The sequence below is a fragment of the Streptomyces sp. AC1-42W genome (genome assembly GCF_003248355.1).
Lineage (GTDB): Bacteria > Actinomycetota > Actinomycetes > Streptomycetales > Streptomycetaceae > Streptomyces.
The window spans coordinates 2619970-2635991 of record NZ_QKWY01000002.1; the positions used below are offsets into that span (position 1 = coordinate 2619970).

The window sequence follows — 16022 nt, forward strand, 5'->3', positions numbered from 1 at the left end:
TTCGGGTGAAGTTCGCGTGACGCGCCTCAATGGCTGCGATCTGTCGGACGAGACGTCAGTATTCGAAAAGTTCTGGGAAGCTTTTAAGTTTCCTGACTATTTTGGTTGGAACTGGTCCGCCTTCTATGATTGCCTCCGTGACTTGGGGTGGTTTTCATCGGATTACCACATCCTGATCATCGAATCTGCCGAGAGTGTCCTCTCGGCGGACGAGGTCGCACGTGAGGACTTTTACACGTCCCTGTGGCGTGTCGGTCGGCGGCGGTCCTATACCAAGCGGCCTGAGGGCATGACACTCAGCACGTTCTCAGTTGTTCTGTCATGTGGCATCGAGTCTGCGACTGGCCTAGCCCGCCGTCTGGAAGGGCTGCACGGCCGACCGATCGTTTGAGGGGGAGGGAGGAAGCCGATGAAGAGTCCGCAGACCACGCAGAGGTCGGAAACCTCGGGCGGCGAAGCCGACCATCTGGACTTCCTCTCCCAGTCCGCGGGCCCCGCCGAGTGGATCGCCCTCTCGCGCGTGTTCCTGCCCCGGTTCGTCGAGGTGCGGGGGTGCGTGCTCTGGGACCGTTCGTACGACCCCGGGAACTTCCAGCTCTGGTACGACGAGCTGAAGGGGGACGTCGCTTCCATCGAGGCGACGCTCAACGAGTTCCGGCTGTGGATGTACGTCGACTTCGACGACGATCCCGCGTCCCGGTCGAACGCTCTGGACCTCGCCGGGGAGATCGCCCGCGCCTGGCGCCTGTCCCTCGGCGACGCCTTTCCGGACCGGGCCTTCGATGTCCGGGCGACCGAGACGGTCGACGGCCCGGTGGTGAGCTTCACGAGCCTGCCCGGCACGGGCGGCTGACGGCCGGGCCGCCGCGTCACGCCGGCTGGAGCAGGCGGCCGGGGCGCGCTTCCTGAAGGAGCCGCGCCACGAGGTCTACGGCTCGGTCGCGGCCCTCGAGGACCTGTACGGCAACCGCTGCGCGCCGACGCCCGCCGCCCGGGCCCCGTCCTTGGCGCGCGCCAGCAGGAACCCCGTCTCCTCGGTACGGCGCGGCCGCACCGGCCCCCGGACGGGACACTATCCGGCATGGACATCAGCGACCTCACCACCCGCGCGCGCCGCCTCGCCCGGACCGGCGGACGCCGCGTCCTCGGCATCGCCGGGCCGCCCGGCGCCGGGAAGTCCACCCTGGCCGGGCGGATCACCGACGCGCTCGGGCCGCTCGCCGTGCTCGTGCCCATGGACGGCTTCCACCTCGCGCAGGCCGAACTCGAACGGCTCGGCCGGGCAGGCCGCAAGGGCGCGCCCGACACCTTCGACGCCGCCGGGTATGTGGCGCTGCTCCGGCGCCTGCGCGCCCCCGAGCCCGGCACCGTCGTCTACGCCCCCGCCTTCGACAGGTCCCTGGAGGAGCCGGTCGCCGGAGCCGTCCCCGTACCGCCGGAGGTCCCGCTCGTCGTTACCGAGGGCAACTACCTGCTGTACGGGGAAGGGCTCTGGGCACCGGTGCGCGGGCTGCTCGACGAGGCGTGGTACCTGGAGCCGGGCGACGCGGTCCGTGTGCCCCGGCTCGTCGAGCGGCATGTGCGGTACGGGAAGCGACGGGCCGACGCCGAGCGCTGGGTCGCCCGGTCCGACGAGGCCAACGCCCGCCTCGTCGCCGCCGGCCGGGACCGCGCCGACCTCGTCGTCCGGCTGGGTCCGGGAAGCTGACCGCTCGCGTGCGTACGGCCGGAAGAGGCAGGATGAGAGGGCCGTTCCGCGCCGTCAGGAGGATCCGCATGTCCAGCTCCAGCCGGCCCGTGCCGTTCACCGCAGACGACTACCGGGAGCGGATGGCCAGGGCCGCCGAGAGCGCCGCCGAGGCCGGGCTCGCCGGGTTGCTCGTCGCACCCGGCCCCGACCTCGTCCACCTGACGGGCTACCGGCCGACCGCGATCACCGAACGTCTCACGCTGCTCGTCCTCGCGGCGGGCCGGGAGCCCGTCCTCGTCGTGCCCACGCTGGAGGCGCCGGACGCGGCGCAGGCCGTGGGCGCCCCCGCGCTGACCCTGCGGGACTGGACGGACGGCAAGGACCCGTACGCCGTCACCGCCCCGCTGCTCGACGCCCGGGGCCGGTTCGCGATCAGCGACAACGCCTGGGCCATGCACCTCATCGGCCTCCAGCAGCGGCTGCCCGACACCTCCTACGCCTCGCTCACCGAAGCCCTGCCCATGCTGCGCGCCGTGAAGGACGCCCATGAGCTGGCCCGGCTCGCCGCCGCCGGGGCCGCCGCCGACGCCACGTACGAGGAGATCCTCAAGGTCCGCTTCTCCGGCCGGAAGGAGACCGAGGTCGCCGCCGACCTGGCCCGGCTGCTCACCGAACACGGGCACTCCCAGGTCGACTTCACGGTCGTCGGCTCCGGGCCCAACGGCGCCAACCCGCACCACGAGGCCGGCGACCGCACCATCGAGCACGGCGACATGGTCGTCCTCGACTTCGGCGGCCTCAAGCACGGCTACGGCTCCGACACCTCCCGCACCGTCCACGTCGGCGAGCCCACCGCCGAGGAGCAGCGGGTCCACGACATCGTGTGCGCCGCCCAGCAGGCCGGCTGCGAGGCGGTCCGCCCCGGCGTCGCCTGCCAGGAGATCGACCGGGCCGCCCGCGCCGTCATCGCCGAGGCCGGCTACGGCGAACGCTTCATCCACCGCACCGGCCACGGCATCGGCGTCACCACCCACGAGCCGCCGTACATGATCGAGGGCGAGGAACGGCCGCTGGTGCCCGGCATGTGCTTCTCGGTGGAGCCCGGCATCTATCTGCCGGGCCGCTTCGGCGTCCGCATCGAGGACATCGTGACCGTCACCGAGGACGGCGGACGCCGCCTCAACGCAACCGCCCGCGAACTGGCGATCGTCGAGTAGGCGGAGGGCGGGCTCAGTCGTCGGCCAGTACCACGCAGGACTCGGGCGGCAGGCGCAGCACCCCGTCCGGGCCCGGCGGGTCCACCGGCAGCCATGCCGCCAGCACCCGCCCCGGACCGCCCCGGTGCCGGCCGCCGCCCAGCGGGATCGCGGCCGGCTTCGCGTCCAGGTTGACCGCGATCCGCAGCTCGCCCCGGCGCACCGCAAGCCAGCGCGCCGCGTCGTCGTACGCCGCCTTCACGCTCGCCAGGTCCGGGTCGCGCAGGTCCGGCAGGGTGCGGCGCAGGGCGATCAGCTCCCGGTACCAGGCGAGCAGCCGGCCGTGCGGTTCGCGGCCCGGCTCCTCCCAGTCCAGGCAGGAGCGGGCGCGGGTGGCCGGGTCCTGCGGGTCCGGGATGTCCTTCGCGGCCCAGCCGTGCGCTCCGAACTCCCGCCGTCTGCCGGTGCGCACGGCCTCCGCCGGCTCCGGGTCCTGGTGGTCGGTGAAGAACTGCCACGGGGTGCGCGCGCCCCATTCCTCGCCCATGAACAGCATCGGGGTGAAGGGGCCGGTCAGCACGAGCGCCGCCGCGCAGGCCAGCAGCCCGGGGGAGAGGGAGGCGGCGAGCCGGTCGCCGAGGGCCCGGTTGCCGATCTGGTCGTGGGTCTGGGCGTAGCCGACGAAGCGGTGGGCCGCGGTGCGGCTGACGTCCACGGGGCGGCCGTGCGTACGCCCCCGGAAGCTGGAGTACGTGCCGTCGTGGAAGAAGGCGCTCGTCATCGTCTTGGCGAGACCGGCCAGCGGGGCGGCCGCGAAGTCCGCGTAGTAGCCCTGCGCCTCACCGGTGAGCGCGGTGTGCAGGCAGTGGTGGAAGTCGTCGTTCCACTGGGCGTGCAGGCCGAGCCCGCCCTCCTCGCGGGGCGTCGTGGTGCGCGGGTCGCACAGATCGGACTCGGCGATCAGCGGCAGCGGGCGCCCCAGCTCCGCCGAGAGCGCGTCCACCGCCGCGGACAGCTCCTCCAGGAAGGTCAGCGCGCGGGTGTCGGCGAGCGCGTGCACCGCGTCCAGCCGCAGCCCGTCCAGCCGGTAGTCCCGCAGCCAGGCGAGCGCGCTGCCCAGCAGGAACGCCCGCACCTCGTCGGAGCCCGGCGCGTCCAGATTGACCGCCGCGCCCCACGGGGTGTGGTGCGTATCGGTGAAGTACGGGCCGAACAGCGGAAGGTAATTGCCGGACGGGCCCAGATGGTTGTGGACCACGTCCAGGACGACGGCGAGCCCCAGCCCGTGCGCCGTGTCGACAAAGCGCTTCAGCCCCTCCGGGCCGCCGTACGGCTCGTGCACGGCCCACAGCGACACCCCCTCGTACCCCCAGCCGTGCACCCCGGGGAACGGGCAGACCGGCATCAGCGACACATGCGTGACCCCCAGCTCCGCCAGATGCCCCAGCCGGGCCGCCGCCGCGTCGAAGGTGCCCTCGCCCGTGAAGGTGCCGATGTGCAGCTCGTACAGGACCGCGCCGGGCAGGGCCCGCCCCGCCCAGTCGGAGCGCCAGACGTACGCCTCGTGGTCGACCACCGCCGACTCGCCGTCCGGCCCGTCCGGCTGGCGGCGCGAACGGGGGTCGGGGCGCACCGGGCCGCCGTCGAGGGCGAAGCCGTACCGGTCGCCGTCCGCGGCCTCCGCCTCGGCGGTCCACCAGCCGGGGCGGTCCGGATCGGGCTCCATCGGCCGCGACCCGCCCCGCAGCCGCAGCGCGGCCGACCCCGCGTCCGGTGCCCATACCTCGAACAACATGCCGCGCTCCTCGCTTCCGGGGCCGCGGTCCGCTGAAGCTCTGGATCGGGGCCGACACTGGCGATTAAGGTCTGGAACTGATCACTGCCCTGTCGGGTTCTGTCCTACGCACCCCCTACCTACGGCTGTGGAGGCCGAGATGACCGTGCCGCTCTTCCCGCCCGGATTCCTCTGGGGAGCCTCCGCGTCCGCGTTCCAGACCGAGGGCGCCGCCGACGCCGAGGGCAAGGGCCCCTCCGGCTGGGACGCCTTCGCCGCGCAGCCCGGACGCATCAAGGACGGCACCGACACCAGCCGGGGCACCGGCTTCCACCGGCACTACCGGGAGGACGTCGCCCTGCTGGCCGGGCTGGGCGCCGACGCCTTCCGCTTCTCGGTGAGCTGGCCACGCGTCGTCCCCGGCGGCAGCGGCCCGGTCAACCCGCAGGGGCTGGACTTCTACGACCGGCTCGTGGACGAGCTGTGCGCCCACGGCATCACCCCGGCGCCCACCCTCTACCACTGGGACACCCCGCTCCCGCTGGACGAGGAGGGCGGCTGGCTCAACCGCGACACGGCCTACCGCTTCGCCGAGTACGCGGGCATCGTCGCCGAACGCCTCGCCGACCGCGTACCCATGTGGATCACCCTCAACGAACCCGCCGAGGTCACCCTGCTGGGGTACGCGCTCGGCGAGCACGCCCCCGGCCGCACCCTCCTGTTCGACGCGCTGCCCGCCGCCCACCACCAGCTCCTCGCCCACGGCCTGGCCGTACGCGCGCTGCGCGCGGCGGGCGCCGACAACATCGGCATAGCCGTCTCGCACTCGCCGGTCTGGGCGGCCGGGGAGTCCGAGGAGGACCGCTTCGCCGCCGGGCTGTACGACACCCTCACCAACCGGCTCTTCGCCGACCCGCTGCTCACCGGCCGCTACCCGGACGAGAACGTCGCCGCCCTGATGCCGGGCGCGGTCGAGGACGACCTGCGGACCATCTCCGCCCGGATCGACTGGTACGGCGTCAACTACTACAACCCGACCCTCGTCGGCGCGCCCGCGCCCGACGCGCTCGAATCATTCGCCGGCTTCGGCATGCCCGAGGGCCTGCCGTTCGGCATCCGGGAGATCGAGGGCTACGAGAAGACCGACTTCGGCTGGCCCGTCGTCCCGGACGGGCTGCGCGAGACCCTCGTACAGCTGCGGGAGCGCTACGGCGAACTGCTGCCGCCGGTCTACATCACCGAGAACGGCTGCGCGGTGGACGAGCCGGCCGCGGACAGCCGCCGGATCGCCTTCCTCGACGGGCATCTGCGGGCGCTGCGGGAGGCGATCGACGCGGGCGTGGACGTACGCGGCTACTTCACCTGGTCGCTCACCGACAACATCGAGTGGACCGAGGGCGCCAGCAAGCGCTTCGGGCTCGTGCACATCGACTACGAGACGCTGCGCCGCACCCCGAAGGACTCCTACACCTGGTACCGCGACCTCATCAGGGCCCAGCGGACAGCGGACTGACGGGCCGTCCCCAGCACGATCCGGAGCGACCGCCCCCGGATATCCGGAGGCGGTCCCGCGCAGGTCAGGAGGGGCGGATGAGCCGCCCGTTCTGGACACTTCGGGGCCGTCGGACCGACAATCGGGGGGTGACGTCCCCGTTCGAGTTCCACACGCCCACCGCGCGCCTGTCCGACGCGCAGCGCGACCGTGTTCTCGGTGTGCTCAGGGAGGGCGCGGCCCAGGGCAAGCTCTCCCAGGACACCTTCATGCGGCGCATGGAGGTGGCGCTGACGACCAGCCGCCCCGAGGAGCTGGAGGCCCTCACCAGGGACCTGGAGCGCGAAGGCCGCTGGTCGCGCGGGCTGTTGCGGGTCGTGGGCGGGATCTCGGGCTTCCCGGAGCGGATTCGCCGGGCGTGGCGGGCGGAGCGGCTGCCCAAGCTGCTGCTGCCGGCCCCCAGCCCGCACCCCCTGCGCATCGGCCGCGATCCCGGCAACGGACTGCGCCTCACCCACGAGACCGTCTCCCGGATGCACGCGGAGCTGACCGCGCAGGGCGACCGCTGGCTGCTGCGCGACCTCGGCTCGACCAACGGCACCTGCGTCAACGGCCAGCGCGTCACCGGCACCGTCCCGGTGCGCGAGGGGGACCAGGTCAGCTTCGGCCGCATGATGTTCCGGCTCTCCGCCCCCGCGCTCCCGCCGCCCGCCTGAGAGGCCGCCGGGCGGCCCCGGACCGGGCGGCTCACGCCTGCTGGTGCAGCCCCCGGCCGGCCAGCGTGAGGAACGACTCCCCGATCGCCTCGGAGAGCGTCGGATGCGGGTGGATGTGCCGGGCCACGTCCAGGGGCTCCGCGTCCCAGCCGACGATCAGCTGGGACTCGGCGATCATCTCCGAGACGTGCGGCCCGACCAGATGCACCCCGAGCACCCGGCCCCCGCGCTCGGCGACCACCTTCACCAGGCCGCCCTGCCCGTGCACCATGCCCTTGGCGACGGCGGTCAGCGGCATGGTGTTCACCACGACGTCGTGGCCCGCGTCCCGCGCCGCCGCCTCGGAGAGCCCCACCGCGGCCGTCTGCGGCGCCGAGTACGTCACCCGCGGCACCGCGTCGTAGTCCACCGGCACCGGACGCCGCCCCGCCAGGGTCTCCGCCACCGACAGCCCCTCCGCGAACGAGGCGTGGGCCAGCCCGAGGGACGGCGGCGGCAGCAGATCGCCCACCACATGGACGCCCGGCACCGCGGTCTCCAGCCGCGACCAGTCCGCCGGCGCCACGAAGCCCCGCCCGTCCGTCACCGGGACCGGCAGCATCCGGGGCCGCGACCCCGTCGCCAGCACGATGCCGCGCCGGGCGGCCACCTCCCCGTACCCCGCGATGCGCACGGTGCGCGGCCCGGTCAACTCGGCGCCGCCCGCCACCACGTTCACCCCGGCGTGCGCCAAGTGCGCCTGGACGCCCCGGTGGTTGCGGCCGACGATGTCGTCGCGGGTCGCCACCAGCGCCGGCCAGTCCACCGACTCCACGGCCGCCCGCACACCCCACCGCTCGCGCGCCTCCGCGATGCCGTCCACGAGTTCCGCCGCGTGCAGCATGGCCTTGCTGGGGACGCAGCCCCGGCGCGGCCGCCGCCTTCACGGACCTGCTGGCCGACGTCCGGCGCGGCACCGCCGAGGCGCCCCCGGCGTCACCCGGACGGCCGCGCGCCGACTGCGACGGACCCGTTCAGGTGATGCCCTGAGAGGGACCGCGCCGCCGTGCGGCACAACCGACTCGTTCCGGGGGAAACGCCATGCAGGCCGACACGCCCCGAGACATACCGGCCCCGACCGCCTCGCCCGAACCCCGCGCCCGCACCGCCCGCCCCCGCACCGGCCCCAGCCTGCTGGCCCGCGGCGCGGCCCGTGACCCGTACCGCTTCTACCGGATGCTGCGCGAGCAGTACCCGCTCAGCTACGACGCGCCGCTCGGCGCCTGGCTGGTCAGCCGGTACGACGACGTCACCGCCGCCCTCACCGATCCCCGCTTCACCGGCCTCCCGCAGGACGGGGCGCCGCGCGGCGGCCTCGCGCCGCTCGGGCTCTGCCACGGCAGCCCCCGCTGCCGGCCCGCCGACCCGTACACCGTGGTGACCGGCACCGTGCCCGCCGGGCTCGCCGAGCGCGTCGAGCGCACCGCCTACGTGCTCGCCCACCGCATAGCCCGGCGCCCCCGCGCCGACCTCGTCGAGGAGTTCTGCCGCTGGCTGCCCGCCGCACCCCGCCGGGAACCCGCCGAACCGCCCGCCGCCGGACCCTGCGTGCGGGACTCCGCGCTGCGGCGGACCGCGCTCGCCTCGCTCCTCGCCAACCTGCTCGACGACCCCGACCTGCTGGCCGCCCTGCGCGTCGAACCCGCGCTCGCCGGACGGGCCTGGACGGAGTCGCTGCGCCGCGACCCGCCGGTCCAGGTCGTCCTGCGCCGCACGGTCGCCGACGTCACCCTCAGCGGCGGCACCCTCCCCGCGCGGGCCACCGTGGCCTGCCTCGTCGGGGCCGCCGCCCGCGACCCGCAGCGCTTCGCCGCCCCGGACGCCTTCGACCCCTTCCGCCCCGACCAGGACCGCGCCCTGACCGGCCCGGCGGGCTGCCCGGCCGTGGCGCTCAGCCGGCTGGAGGCCGAACAGGGCCTGCGCGCCCTGCTCGACGCGATGCCCCGGCTCCGCTGGGCCGACGGATTCCGCCCCGCCGCCACCGGCCTCCTCACCCGGGGGCCCCGCTCCCTCCTGGTCCGGCCCGGCTGAGCCCGCCCGGCCGGCGCCCCCTCACCCCCGTACCAGCAGCGCCACCGGACGGTCCGCGAACAGCTCGGCCACCCCGGCCGTACCGCCCGTGAACGCGCGGCCGGGGGCGAGGAGGTCCCGCCACTCCCCGTCGTCCGGCAGCGCAAGGCGCGTACCCCGCCAGCCGCCCGACTCCGCGAGCCGCAGCGACAGCCGGGTCACCGCCGTGACCACCTCGCCCGAACGGCAGAACGCCACACAGTGCTCCGCCGCCGGACCGGACGCCCGCAGCGGCGTGTACGTACCCGACTCGCCGAACACCCCGGGACGCTCCCGCCGCAGCCGCAGCGCCACCCCGGTCAGCTCCGCCTTCTCGTCGGCCGGCGCCTGCGGCGAAGGCTCCGCGAACGGCCGCCGGTTGTCCGGATCGACCAGGGCCAGATACGAGCGCTCCGTGCCCTGGTACAGGTCCGGCACCCCCGGCATCGTCAGATGCACCAGCGCCGCCCCCAGCGACTGTGCCCGCACATGCGCGGCCAGCGGCGCGGCGAACTCCTCCACCAGATCCCGCACCGGACCGGTGTCCGCGGCGGGACCGGCGGCCACGAAGTCCGACACCAGCCGCTCGTACACCGGATCGGGCTCCGTCCAGCTCGTGAACAGGCCCGACTCGCGCACCGCCTTCAGCAGCGCGGGCTCCAGCCGCGCCGCCCGCTCACCGGCCGGAATCCCCGCGCAGCCGACCGCCGTCTGCCACGCCTGCCAGGCCAGCTGCGGATCGGGCGCGGCCGGGGCGGACCGGGCGAGCCCCGCCACCAGCCCCGCCCACCGGCCGGGGCACTGCGACAGCACCGCGATGCCCGCCCGCACATCGGCGCTCCGCTTGGTGTCATGCGTCGTCAGCGCCGTCCCGGTGGCGGGCCAGTCCCGCGCCAGCCGGGTGCAGAAGGCGTGGAAGTCCTCCGGCGCGACCGCCGGGTGCCCCGGATCGCCGCCCACCTCATTCGCCGAGACCAGCGGCACGTACCGGTAGTACGCCGTGTCCTCGACCGCCTTCGCCCGCAGCGCGGACGCCGTCTGGGCGAACCGGGCGCAGAACGCCGTCCGGTCCCCGCCGCCGCCCAGCCGCCCCAGCGCCAGGTCCCGCACCACATCGACGGCCGACGCCTCCTCGCGCACCGAGAAGACCGCCTTGGCGTCGCTCACCGCCGTCGCGTCCAGCGTCGCCCCGGCCTCCTCCGGGCAGGGGCCGCCCGCCGTCACGTACGGGCGGTACACCGGGACGCGCACCAGCAGTTCGCGCACCGCCGTCCGCAGCGCCCACGGCGCGTGGTCGCGCAGCGCGGGGTCACCGGCGCAGATCCGGGCGGCCAGCCGGGTCAGCAACTCGGTCTCCGCCGCCAGCTCATGGCTGACCACCCGGTACGCGGCCCGGCGCACGGTCGCCGTCCACGAGCCGCCCCGGTCCCCGGCCGGGGACGCCGCCTCGCGGTAATGGCCCAGCAGCTCGGCCGCGCCCCGCGGATCGGTGAACAGGCCGTCGATCCGGTACAGCGCGTCGTACCCCGTGGTCCCGGCGACGGCCCAGCCGGCCGGCAGCCGCTCGGGGCCGGTGAGGATCTTCTCCACCACCGTCCACACTCCGCCGCTCGCCTCCGACAGCCGCTCCAGATAACCGGCCGGGTCGGCGAGGCCGTCCGGATGGTCGATCCGCAGACCGTCCACCACCCCGTCCCGGACCAGTTCGAGGATCTTGCCGTGGGTGGCGGCGAACACCTCCGGGTCCTCCACCCGCACCCCGATCAGGTCCGAGATGGTGAAGAACCGCCGGTAGTTCAGCTCGGTGCGGGCCAGCCGCCACCAGCCGAGCCGGTAGTGCTGGGCGTCCAGCAGCTCCGGCAGGCCGAGGTGGGCGGTGCCGGACCGCAGCGGGAACTCCTGCTCCCCGTACCGCAGCACATCGCCGTCCACCCGCATCCGCGCCATTTCTTCGCCGATCCGGCCGGCCAGCACCGGCAGCAGCAGCCGGCCGCCGCCCGCCGCCCAGTCGATGTCGAACCAGCGCGCGTACGGCGAGGCCGGGCCCTCGCGCAGCACCTCGCGCAGCGCGTGATTGTGCCGGGGATCGGCCGCCATGTGGTTCGGCACGATGTCCAGGACCAGGCCGAGCCCGTGCTCCCGCGCGGTGCGCGCCAGCCGGCGCAGCCCCTCCTCGCCGCCCAGCGCCTCCCGTACCCGGCCGTGGTCCGTGACGTCGTAGCCGTGCCGGGAACCGGGCACGGCCTCCAGGACCGGCGACAGATGCAGATGCGAGACGCCGAGCGAGGCGAGATACGGAACGGCGTCCTCGGCGGCCCGGAACGGGAAATCCGGCTGGAGCTGCAGCCGGTACGTGGCGGTAGGCGTCATGGGATCTTCCGTACCCACATCACGGCCGCCTGTGTCACCCCGCCGGACACAAGGGCACGACGGGGTGACACGAGCGGCCCCGGCCAGGGGCTCCCGCTGTCAGGGGCCCTGCGGTCAGGCGGGCCGTTGCAGCACCACCATGCTGCGCCCCACCAGCGTCACCCGATCGCCCGCCGCCACCTTCGGCCCCGCTCCGGGCAGCACCCCGGCCGGGCGCGCGGTGTCCACCACGGCGTGCCACTGCCGGCCGTGGTCGACGGGCACCGCGAACTCCAGGGTCTCGGCGCTCGCGTTGAACATCAGCAGGAAGGAGTCGTCGGAGATCCGCTCCCCGCGCGGGCCGGGCTCCGAGATGGCGTGCCCGTTCAGGAAGACCGTCAGGGCCTTGGCGTGCGCGGCCTGCCAGTCCCGCTGGGTCATCTCCTGGCCCTGGGGCGTGAACCAGGCGATGTCGGACAGCTCGTCGTGCGTGCCCTCCACCGGGCGGCCGTGGAAGAACCGGCGGCGGCGGAAGACCGGATGGTCGCGGCGCAGCCACACCATCGCGCGGGTGAACTCCAGCAGGGTCATGCCGTGCGCCGCGCCGCCCGCTCTCTCGTCCTCGTCGGCGTCGTCCTCGTCGTCCCCGATGTCGGCGCCCAGAGCGCAGGGCGGTTCGGGCCAGTGCACCCAGGACAGCTCGTTGTCCTGGCAGTAGGCGTTGTTGTTACCGTGCTGGGTGCGGCCGAACTCGTCTCCGTGGCTGAGCATGGGCACGCCCTGCGACAGCATCAGCGTGGCGATGAAGTTGCGCATCTGGCGTTCGCGCAGCTCCAGCACCTCCGGCCGGTCCGTCTCGCCCTCCACGCCGCAGTTCCAGGACCGGTTGTGGCTCTCGCCGTCCCGGTTGCCCTCGCCGTTGGCCTCGTTGTGCTTGTCGTTGTAGGAGACCAGGTCGTGCAGGGTGAAGCCGTCGTGGCAGGTGGTGAAGTTGATCGAGGCCAGCGGGCGCCGCCCGTCGTCCTGGTACAGGTCGGAGGAGCCGGTCAGCCGCCCGGCGAACTCGGCCAGCGTCCGGGGCTCGCCCCGCCACAGATCGCGGACCGTGTCCCGGTACTTGCCGTTCCACTCCGTCCACAGCGGCGGGAAGTTCCCCACCTGGTAGCCGCCCTCGCCCACGTCCCACGGCTCGGCGATCAGCTTCACCTGGCTGACCACCGGGTCCTGCTGCACCAGGTCGAAGAACGACGACAGCCGGTCCACCTCGTGGAACTGCCGGGCCAGCGTGGCCGCCAGGTCGAAGCGGAAGCCGTCCACATGCATCTCGGTCACCCAGTACCGCAGCGAGTCCATGATCATCTGGAGCACGTGCGGGGACCGCATGAGCAGCGAGTTCCCGGTGCCCGTGGTGTCCATGTAGTAGCGCTGGTCCTCGGTCAGCCGGTAGTACGAGGCGTTGTCCAGCCCCCGGAAGGACAGCGTCGGGCCCAGGTGGTTGCCCTCGGCGGTGTGGTTGTAGACCACGTCGAGGATCACCTCGATGCCCGCCTGGTGCAGGGCGCGCACGGCCTGCTTGAACTCCAGCACCTGTTCGCCCCGGTCGCCCCAGGAGGCGTACGCGTTGTGCGGGGCGAAGAAGCCGATGGTGTTGTAGCCCCAGTAGTTGGTGAGCCCCGCGTCGGAGAGCCGGTGGTCCCGGACGAACTGGTGTACGGGCATCAGTTCGATGGCGGTGACGCCCAGTTCGGTCAGATGGGCGATGATCTCCGGATGCGCCAGCCCGGCGTAGGTGCCGCGCAGCTCCTCGGGCAGCCCCGGATGGAGCATCGTCAGGCCCTTCACATGCGCCTCGTAGATCACCGTGCGGTGGTAGTCCGTACGCGGGCGCCGGTCGTCGCCCCAGTCGAAGTACGGGTTCACCACCACGGAGGTCATCGTGTGCGGGGCGGAGTCCAGGTCGTTGCGCGCGTCGGGCCGGCCGAACGGATAGCCGTAGACCGCCTCGCCCCAGGTGATCCGCCCGGAGACCGCCCGCGCGTAGGGGTCGAGGAGCAGCTTGGCGGAGTTGCACCGCACGCCCCGCTGCGGCTCGTACGGGCCGTGCACCCGGAATCCGTAGCGCTGACCCGGCATCACCCCCGGCAGATACGCGTGCCGGACGAAGGCATCGGTCTCTCTCAGTTCCACCGCCGTCTCGGAACCGTCGTCGTGCAGCAGGCACAACTCGATTCGGTGGGCGGCCTCCGAGAAGACCGCGAAATTGGTCCCGGCGCCGTCGTACGTGGCACCGAGCGGGTACGCCTGTCCCGGCCACACCTGCATGGATTCGACTCTTCCAGTCCAGTTCTGCCGCGGTCGCCTGGGGAAATACGGCCCACCTGGGCCCCGCGCCAGATCTTCCCCGAAAGAGGGCCCCTTACCTAGGACGTCGGCCCGTCGGTCAACCTCGTGCCTCTCCGTGTCGCCCGCGAACGTCCGAAGACCGGTCCCGTATCGCGGCTGTCCGGTTCCCGGCCCGCGGTGGGGTGTTTAATCCCTATGAATCCGCTCACTCCGCCCGAACTTGCCGTCCGGAACAGGTTTGACCCCATGGGGAGTTGGTAAAGGAGCCTGTGCATCGGGCTGCACCGGCTCCCGCTCCCGGAGTACCCTTCCTTGATCGTTGGTGGGGGAGTGGAAGGCGGTGCGTGGGTGAGCTCGGGAGGATTCGAGCTGCCCTCGGGTGACGCGGGTCACGAGGGGGACGTGGCCGAGGTTCCCCCTGGGGCGGTCTCGCTGGCGCAGCCCCTGGAGATCGGCGCGGAGCTGGAGTGGGACGCCGACGACTGGAGCGAGGTCCGCACCCGCGCGCAGCGGGCCGGGCGCGCCTACATCTGGCTGAACCTCGTCGAGCAGCGGCTGCGTGCCGTGGTCGCCGCGGTGCTCCGGCCGATCTACGAGCCCGTCCACGGCGAGGACTGGGTGGTCGCCGCGGCCGGGCCCGCCGGCCAGGAGTGGGTGCAGCGCGCCGTCGCCGTCCGCGAGGTCTCCCGCCGCAAGGGCTATCTGCTCGACCCGGCCGACGACAACGTCCTCAGCTTCCTCACGCTGCCCCAGCTCCGCGAGCTGATGGTCCAGCACTGGCCCTGCTTCGAGCCCTACTTCGACGACCGCCGCGACGTCGAACTGGCACTCGACGAGCTGGAGGTCGCCCGCAACGTCGTCTCCCGCAACCGCGCCCTGAACGAAGCGGTGCTCGCCCAGGCCGAGCGGGCCTCCGCCCGGCTCCTGGAGATGCTCGGCGGCGGCGCGTCCGTGCCCTCCGCCGACCGGCTCCCGGTCGACGCCGTCGAGGAGCTGGTCGGCGACCGGTACGCGGACGTGGTCTCCGTCCACCCCGACCGGGTGCGGCTCCAGCGCCAGCTGCCCGCCGAGGACCTGTTCGGCGGGGCGCGCCGGCTGGACGCCATCGGCATAGGGCTCAACCTGCTGGTGCAGAACTTCTCCGGACGCCGGCTCATCCGGCTCGCCGAGTCGGGCTGCCGGATACGGCTGCTCTTCATCAACCCGGCCAGCAGCGCGGTCAAGCGCCGGGAACGGGAGCTGGGGCTCAAGAAGGGCGAGCTGAGCCGGTCCGTCGAGATGAACATCCTGCACATGCGCCGGGTCCGCGCCAAGCTCCGCGACCCGGGCGCCTTCGAGATCCACGTCTTCGACGAGACCCCGCGCTTCACGGCCTACCTGGTCGACGGCGACGGCTCCGACGCGGTGGGCGTCGTCCAGACCTATCTGCGCCGGGCGCGCGGCATGGAGGCGCCGGTGCTGGTGCTGCGCGGCGGCGGGCGTGCGGTGGTCCGGGCGGGGCAGGGATACGAGCACGGGCTGTTCGAGACCTACCGGGAGGAGTTCGAGTCCGTGTGGACGGACTCCCGGCCGGTCTCCTGAGCGGCGTTGTCAGTGGCCCGTGCGAGGGTGGTCGTCATCCGGGGGAGCACCATGAAGGAGGTACGGGATGAGCTGGCACCGGCATGCGCTGGTCGGCTTCGATCTGGAGACGACGGGGACGGACGTCGAGACCGACCGCATCGTCACCGCGGCGGTCGTGAGGCTGGAGTCCGACGGGACCATCTCGGAGGAGCGGACCTGGCTGCTCAATCCCGGGGTCGCGATACCTGAACAGGCTTCGGCGATCCACGGCATCTCGACGGACCACGCCCGCGCGCACGGAACCTCGGCTTCATCCGCAATCGAGGAGATCACCGAGAGTGTCGCCCAGGTTCTACGTTCAGGAACTCCTCTGGTCGTGATGAACGCGCGCTATGATCTGTCGCTGCTGGACCGTGAGTGTTGGCGGCACGGGTTGGAGTCGATCAGTGAGCGATTGGGCGACTTGCCTTCACCAGTCATCGATCCCTTGGTGATCGACAAGCACGTCGACACGTATCGAAAGGGCACACGCGCCTTGCACGCGCTGTGCGCGCACTACGGTGTGTCGCTCGAGGACGCTCACGACGCGAGGGCGGACGCGGTGGCTGCCGCGCGTGTGGTGCGACGCATGGCCGAGAAGTACGAGCCCGTCGGGGCGATGTCCTCGACGGCCCTGCACGACCTTCAGGTCCGGGCGGCAGCGGCGCAGTCGGCTTCGCTGCAGGCATATCTGCGGCGGACTTCCAATCCGGCCGCGGTCGTCGAGGCCGCTTGGCCGGTTATCCCACGCAGCCGATAGCCGTGACTGGGT

Annotated in this window: 12 protein-coding genes and 1 pseudogene; 9 read left to right on the top strand and 4 right to left on the bottom strand. The window is 73.2% G+C overall.

What is annotated here, in order from left to right:
• Nucleotides 1-16 precede the first annotated feature (16 nt).
• From DNK56_RS29685 to DNK56_RS29705, 4 genes are all read left to right on the top strand, one after another.
• Nucleotides 17-391 (top strand): barstar family protein, encoded by a 375-nt coding sequence (locus DNK56_RS29685; protein ID WP_158558462.1) that lies wholly within the window; start codon nucleotides 17-19, stop codon nucleotides 389-391.
• An 18-nt stretch (nucleotides 392-409) separates the two neighbouring features.
• The gene (locus DNK56_RS29690; RefSeq protein WP_111338857.1) at nucleotides 410-853 is read left to right on the top strand and encodes a hypothetical protein; all 444 of its coding nucleotides are present in this window, start codon (nucleotides 410-412) and stop codon (nucleotides 851-853) included.
• 228 nt (nucleotides 854-1081) lie between these two features.
• Nucleotides 1082-1708, top strand: a complete 627-nt coding sequence (locus DNK56_RS29700) for a nucleoside/nucleotide kinase family protein (RefSeq protein ID WP_111338858.1) — start codon at nucleotides 1082-1084, stop codon at nucleotides 1706-1708.
• A 68-nt stretch (nucleotides 1709-1776) separates the two neighbouring features.
• Nucleotides 1777-2907 carry an aminopeptidase P family protein gene (locus tag DNK56_RS29705; protein WP_111338859.1) on the top strand — a complete coding sequence of 377 codons (1131 nt, stop codon included), beginning with the start codon at nucleotides 1777-1779 and terminating at the stop codon, nucleotides 2905-2907.
• Between the two features lie 13 nt (nucleotides 2908-2920).
• Here DNK56_RS29705 and treZ read toward each other — a convergent pair whose 3' ends face one another.
• Nucleotides 2921-4681 carry a malto-oligosyltrehalose trehalohydrolase gene (treZ, locus tag DNK56_RS29710; protein WP_111338860.1) on the bottom strand — a complete coding sequence of 587 codons (1761 nt, stop codon included), beginning with the start codon at nucleotides 4679-4681 and terminating at the stop codon, nucleotides 2921-2923.
• A 139-nt stretch (nucleotides 4682-4820) separates the two neighbouring features.
• Here treZ and DNK56_RS29715 point away from each other — a divergent pair, with 139 nt between their 5' ends.
• A complete protein-coding gene (locus DNK56_RS29715) occupies nucleotides 4821-6173 on the top strand; it encodes a GH1 family beta-glucosidase (protein WP_111338861.1) in 1353 nt (450 codons plus the stop codon).
• Nucleotides 6174-6301: 128 nt separating this feature from the next.
• Nucleotides 6302-6868, top strand: coding sequence for a DUF1707 and FHA domain-containing protein (locus DNK56_RS29720; RefSeq protein ID WP_111338862.1), 567 nt, complete (start codon nucleotides 6302-6304; stop codon nucleotides 6866-6868).
• Nucleotides 6869-6899: 31 nt separating this feature from the next.
• Here DNK56_RS29720 and DNK56_RS29725 read toward each other — a convergent pair.
• Nucleotides 6900-7775, bottom strand: a pseudogene (locus tag DNK56_RS29725) (FAD-dependent oxidoreductase); the annotation flags it as partial.
• A gap of 173 nt (nucleotides 7776-7948) precedes the next feature.
• Here DNK56_RS29725 and DNK56_RS29730 point away from each other — a divergent pair.
• Nucleotides 7949-8938: a cytochrome P450 gene (locus DNK56_RS29730; protein ID WP_111338863.1), complete on the top strand. Its 990-nt coding sequence runs from the start codon at nucleotides 7949-7951 to the stop codon at nucleotides 8936-8938.
• A gap of 21 nt (nucleotides 8939-8959) precedes the next feature.
• On the opposite strand, the gene treY is transcribed toward DNK56_RS29730, so the two are convergent.
• Complete coding sequence (treY, locus tag DNK56_RS29735; RefSeq protein WP_111338864.1) at nucleotides 8960-11326, bottom strand: malto-oligosyltrehalose synthase; 2367 nt, start codon at nucleotides 11324-11326, stop codon at nucleotides 8960-8962.
• Between the two features lie 114 nt (nucleotides 11327-11440).
• A complete protein-coding gene (gene glgX, locus DNK56_RS29740) occupies nucleotides 11441-13627 on the bottom strand; it encodes a glycogen debranching protein GlgX (protein ID WP_111338865.1) in 2187 nt (728 codons plus the stop codon).
• Between the two features lie 369 nt (nucleotides 13628-13996).
• Here glgX and DNK56_RS29745 point away from each other — a divergent pair, with 369 nt between their 5' ends.
• Nucleotides 13997-15229: an SAV2148 family HEPN domain-containing protein gene (locus tag DNK56_RS29745; RefSeq protein ID WP_111339668.1), complete on the top strand. Its 1233-nt coding sequence runs from the start codon at nucleotides 13997-13999 to the stop codon at nucleotides 15227-15229.
• A 67-nt stretch (nucleotides 15230-15296) separates the two neighbouring features.
• On the top strand, nucleotides 15297-16010 hold the full coding sequence (locus tag DNK56_RS29750) for an exonuclease domain-containing protein (RefSeq protein WP_111338866.1): 714 nt from the start codon (nucleotides 15297-15299) through the stop codon (nucleotides 16008-16010).
• The last annotated feature ends 12 nt before the right edge of the window (nucleotides 16011-16022 follow it).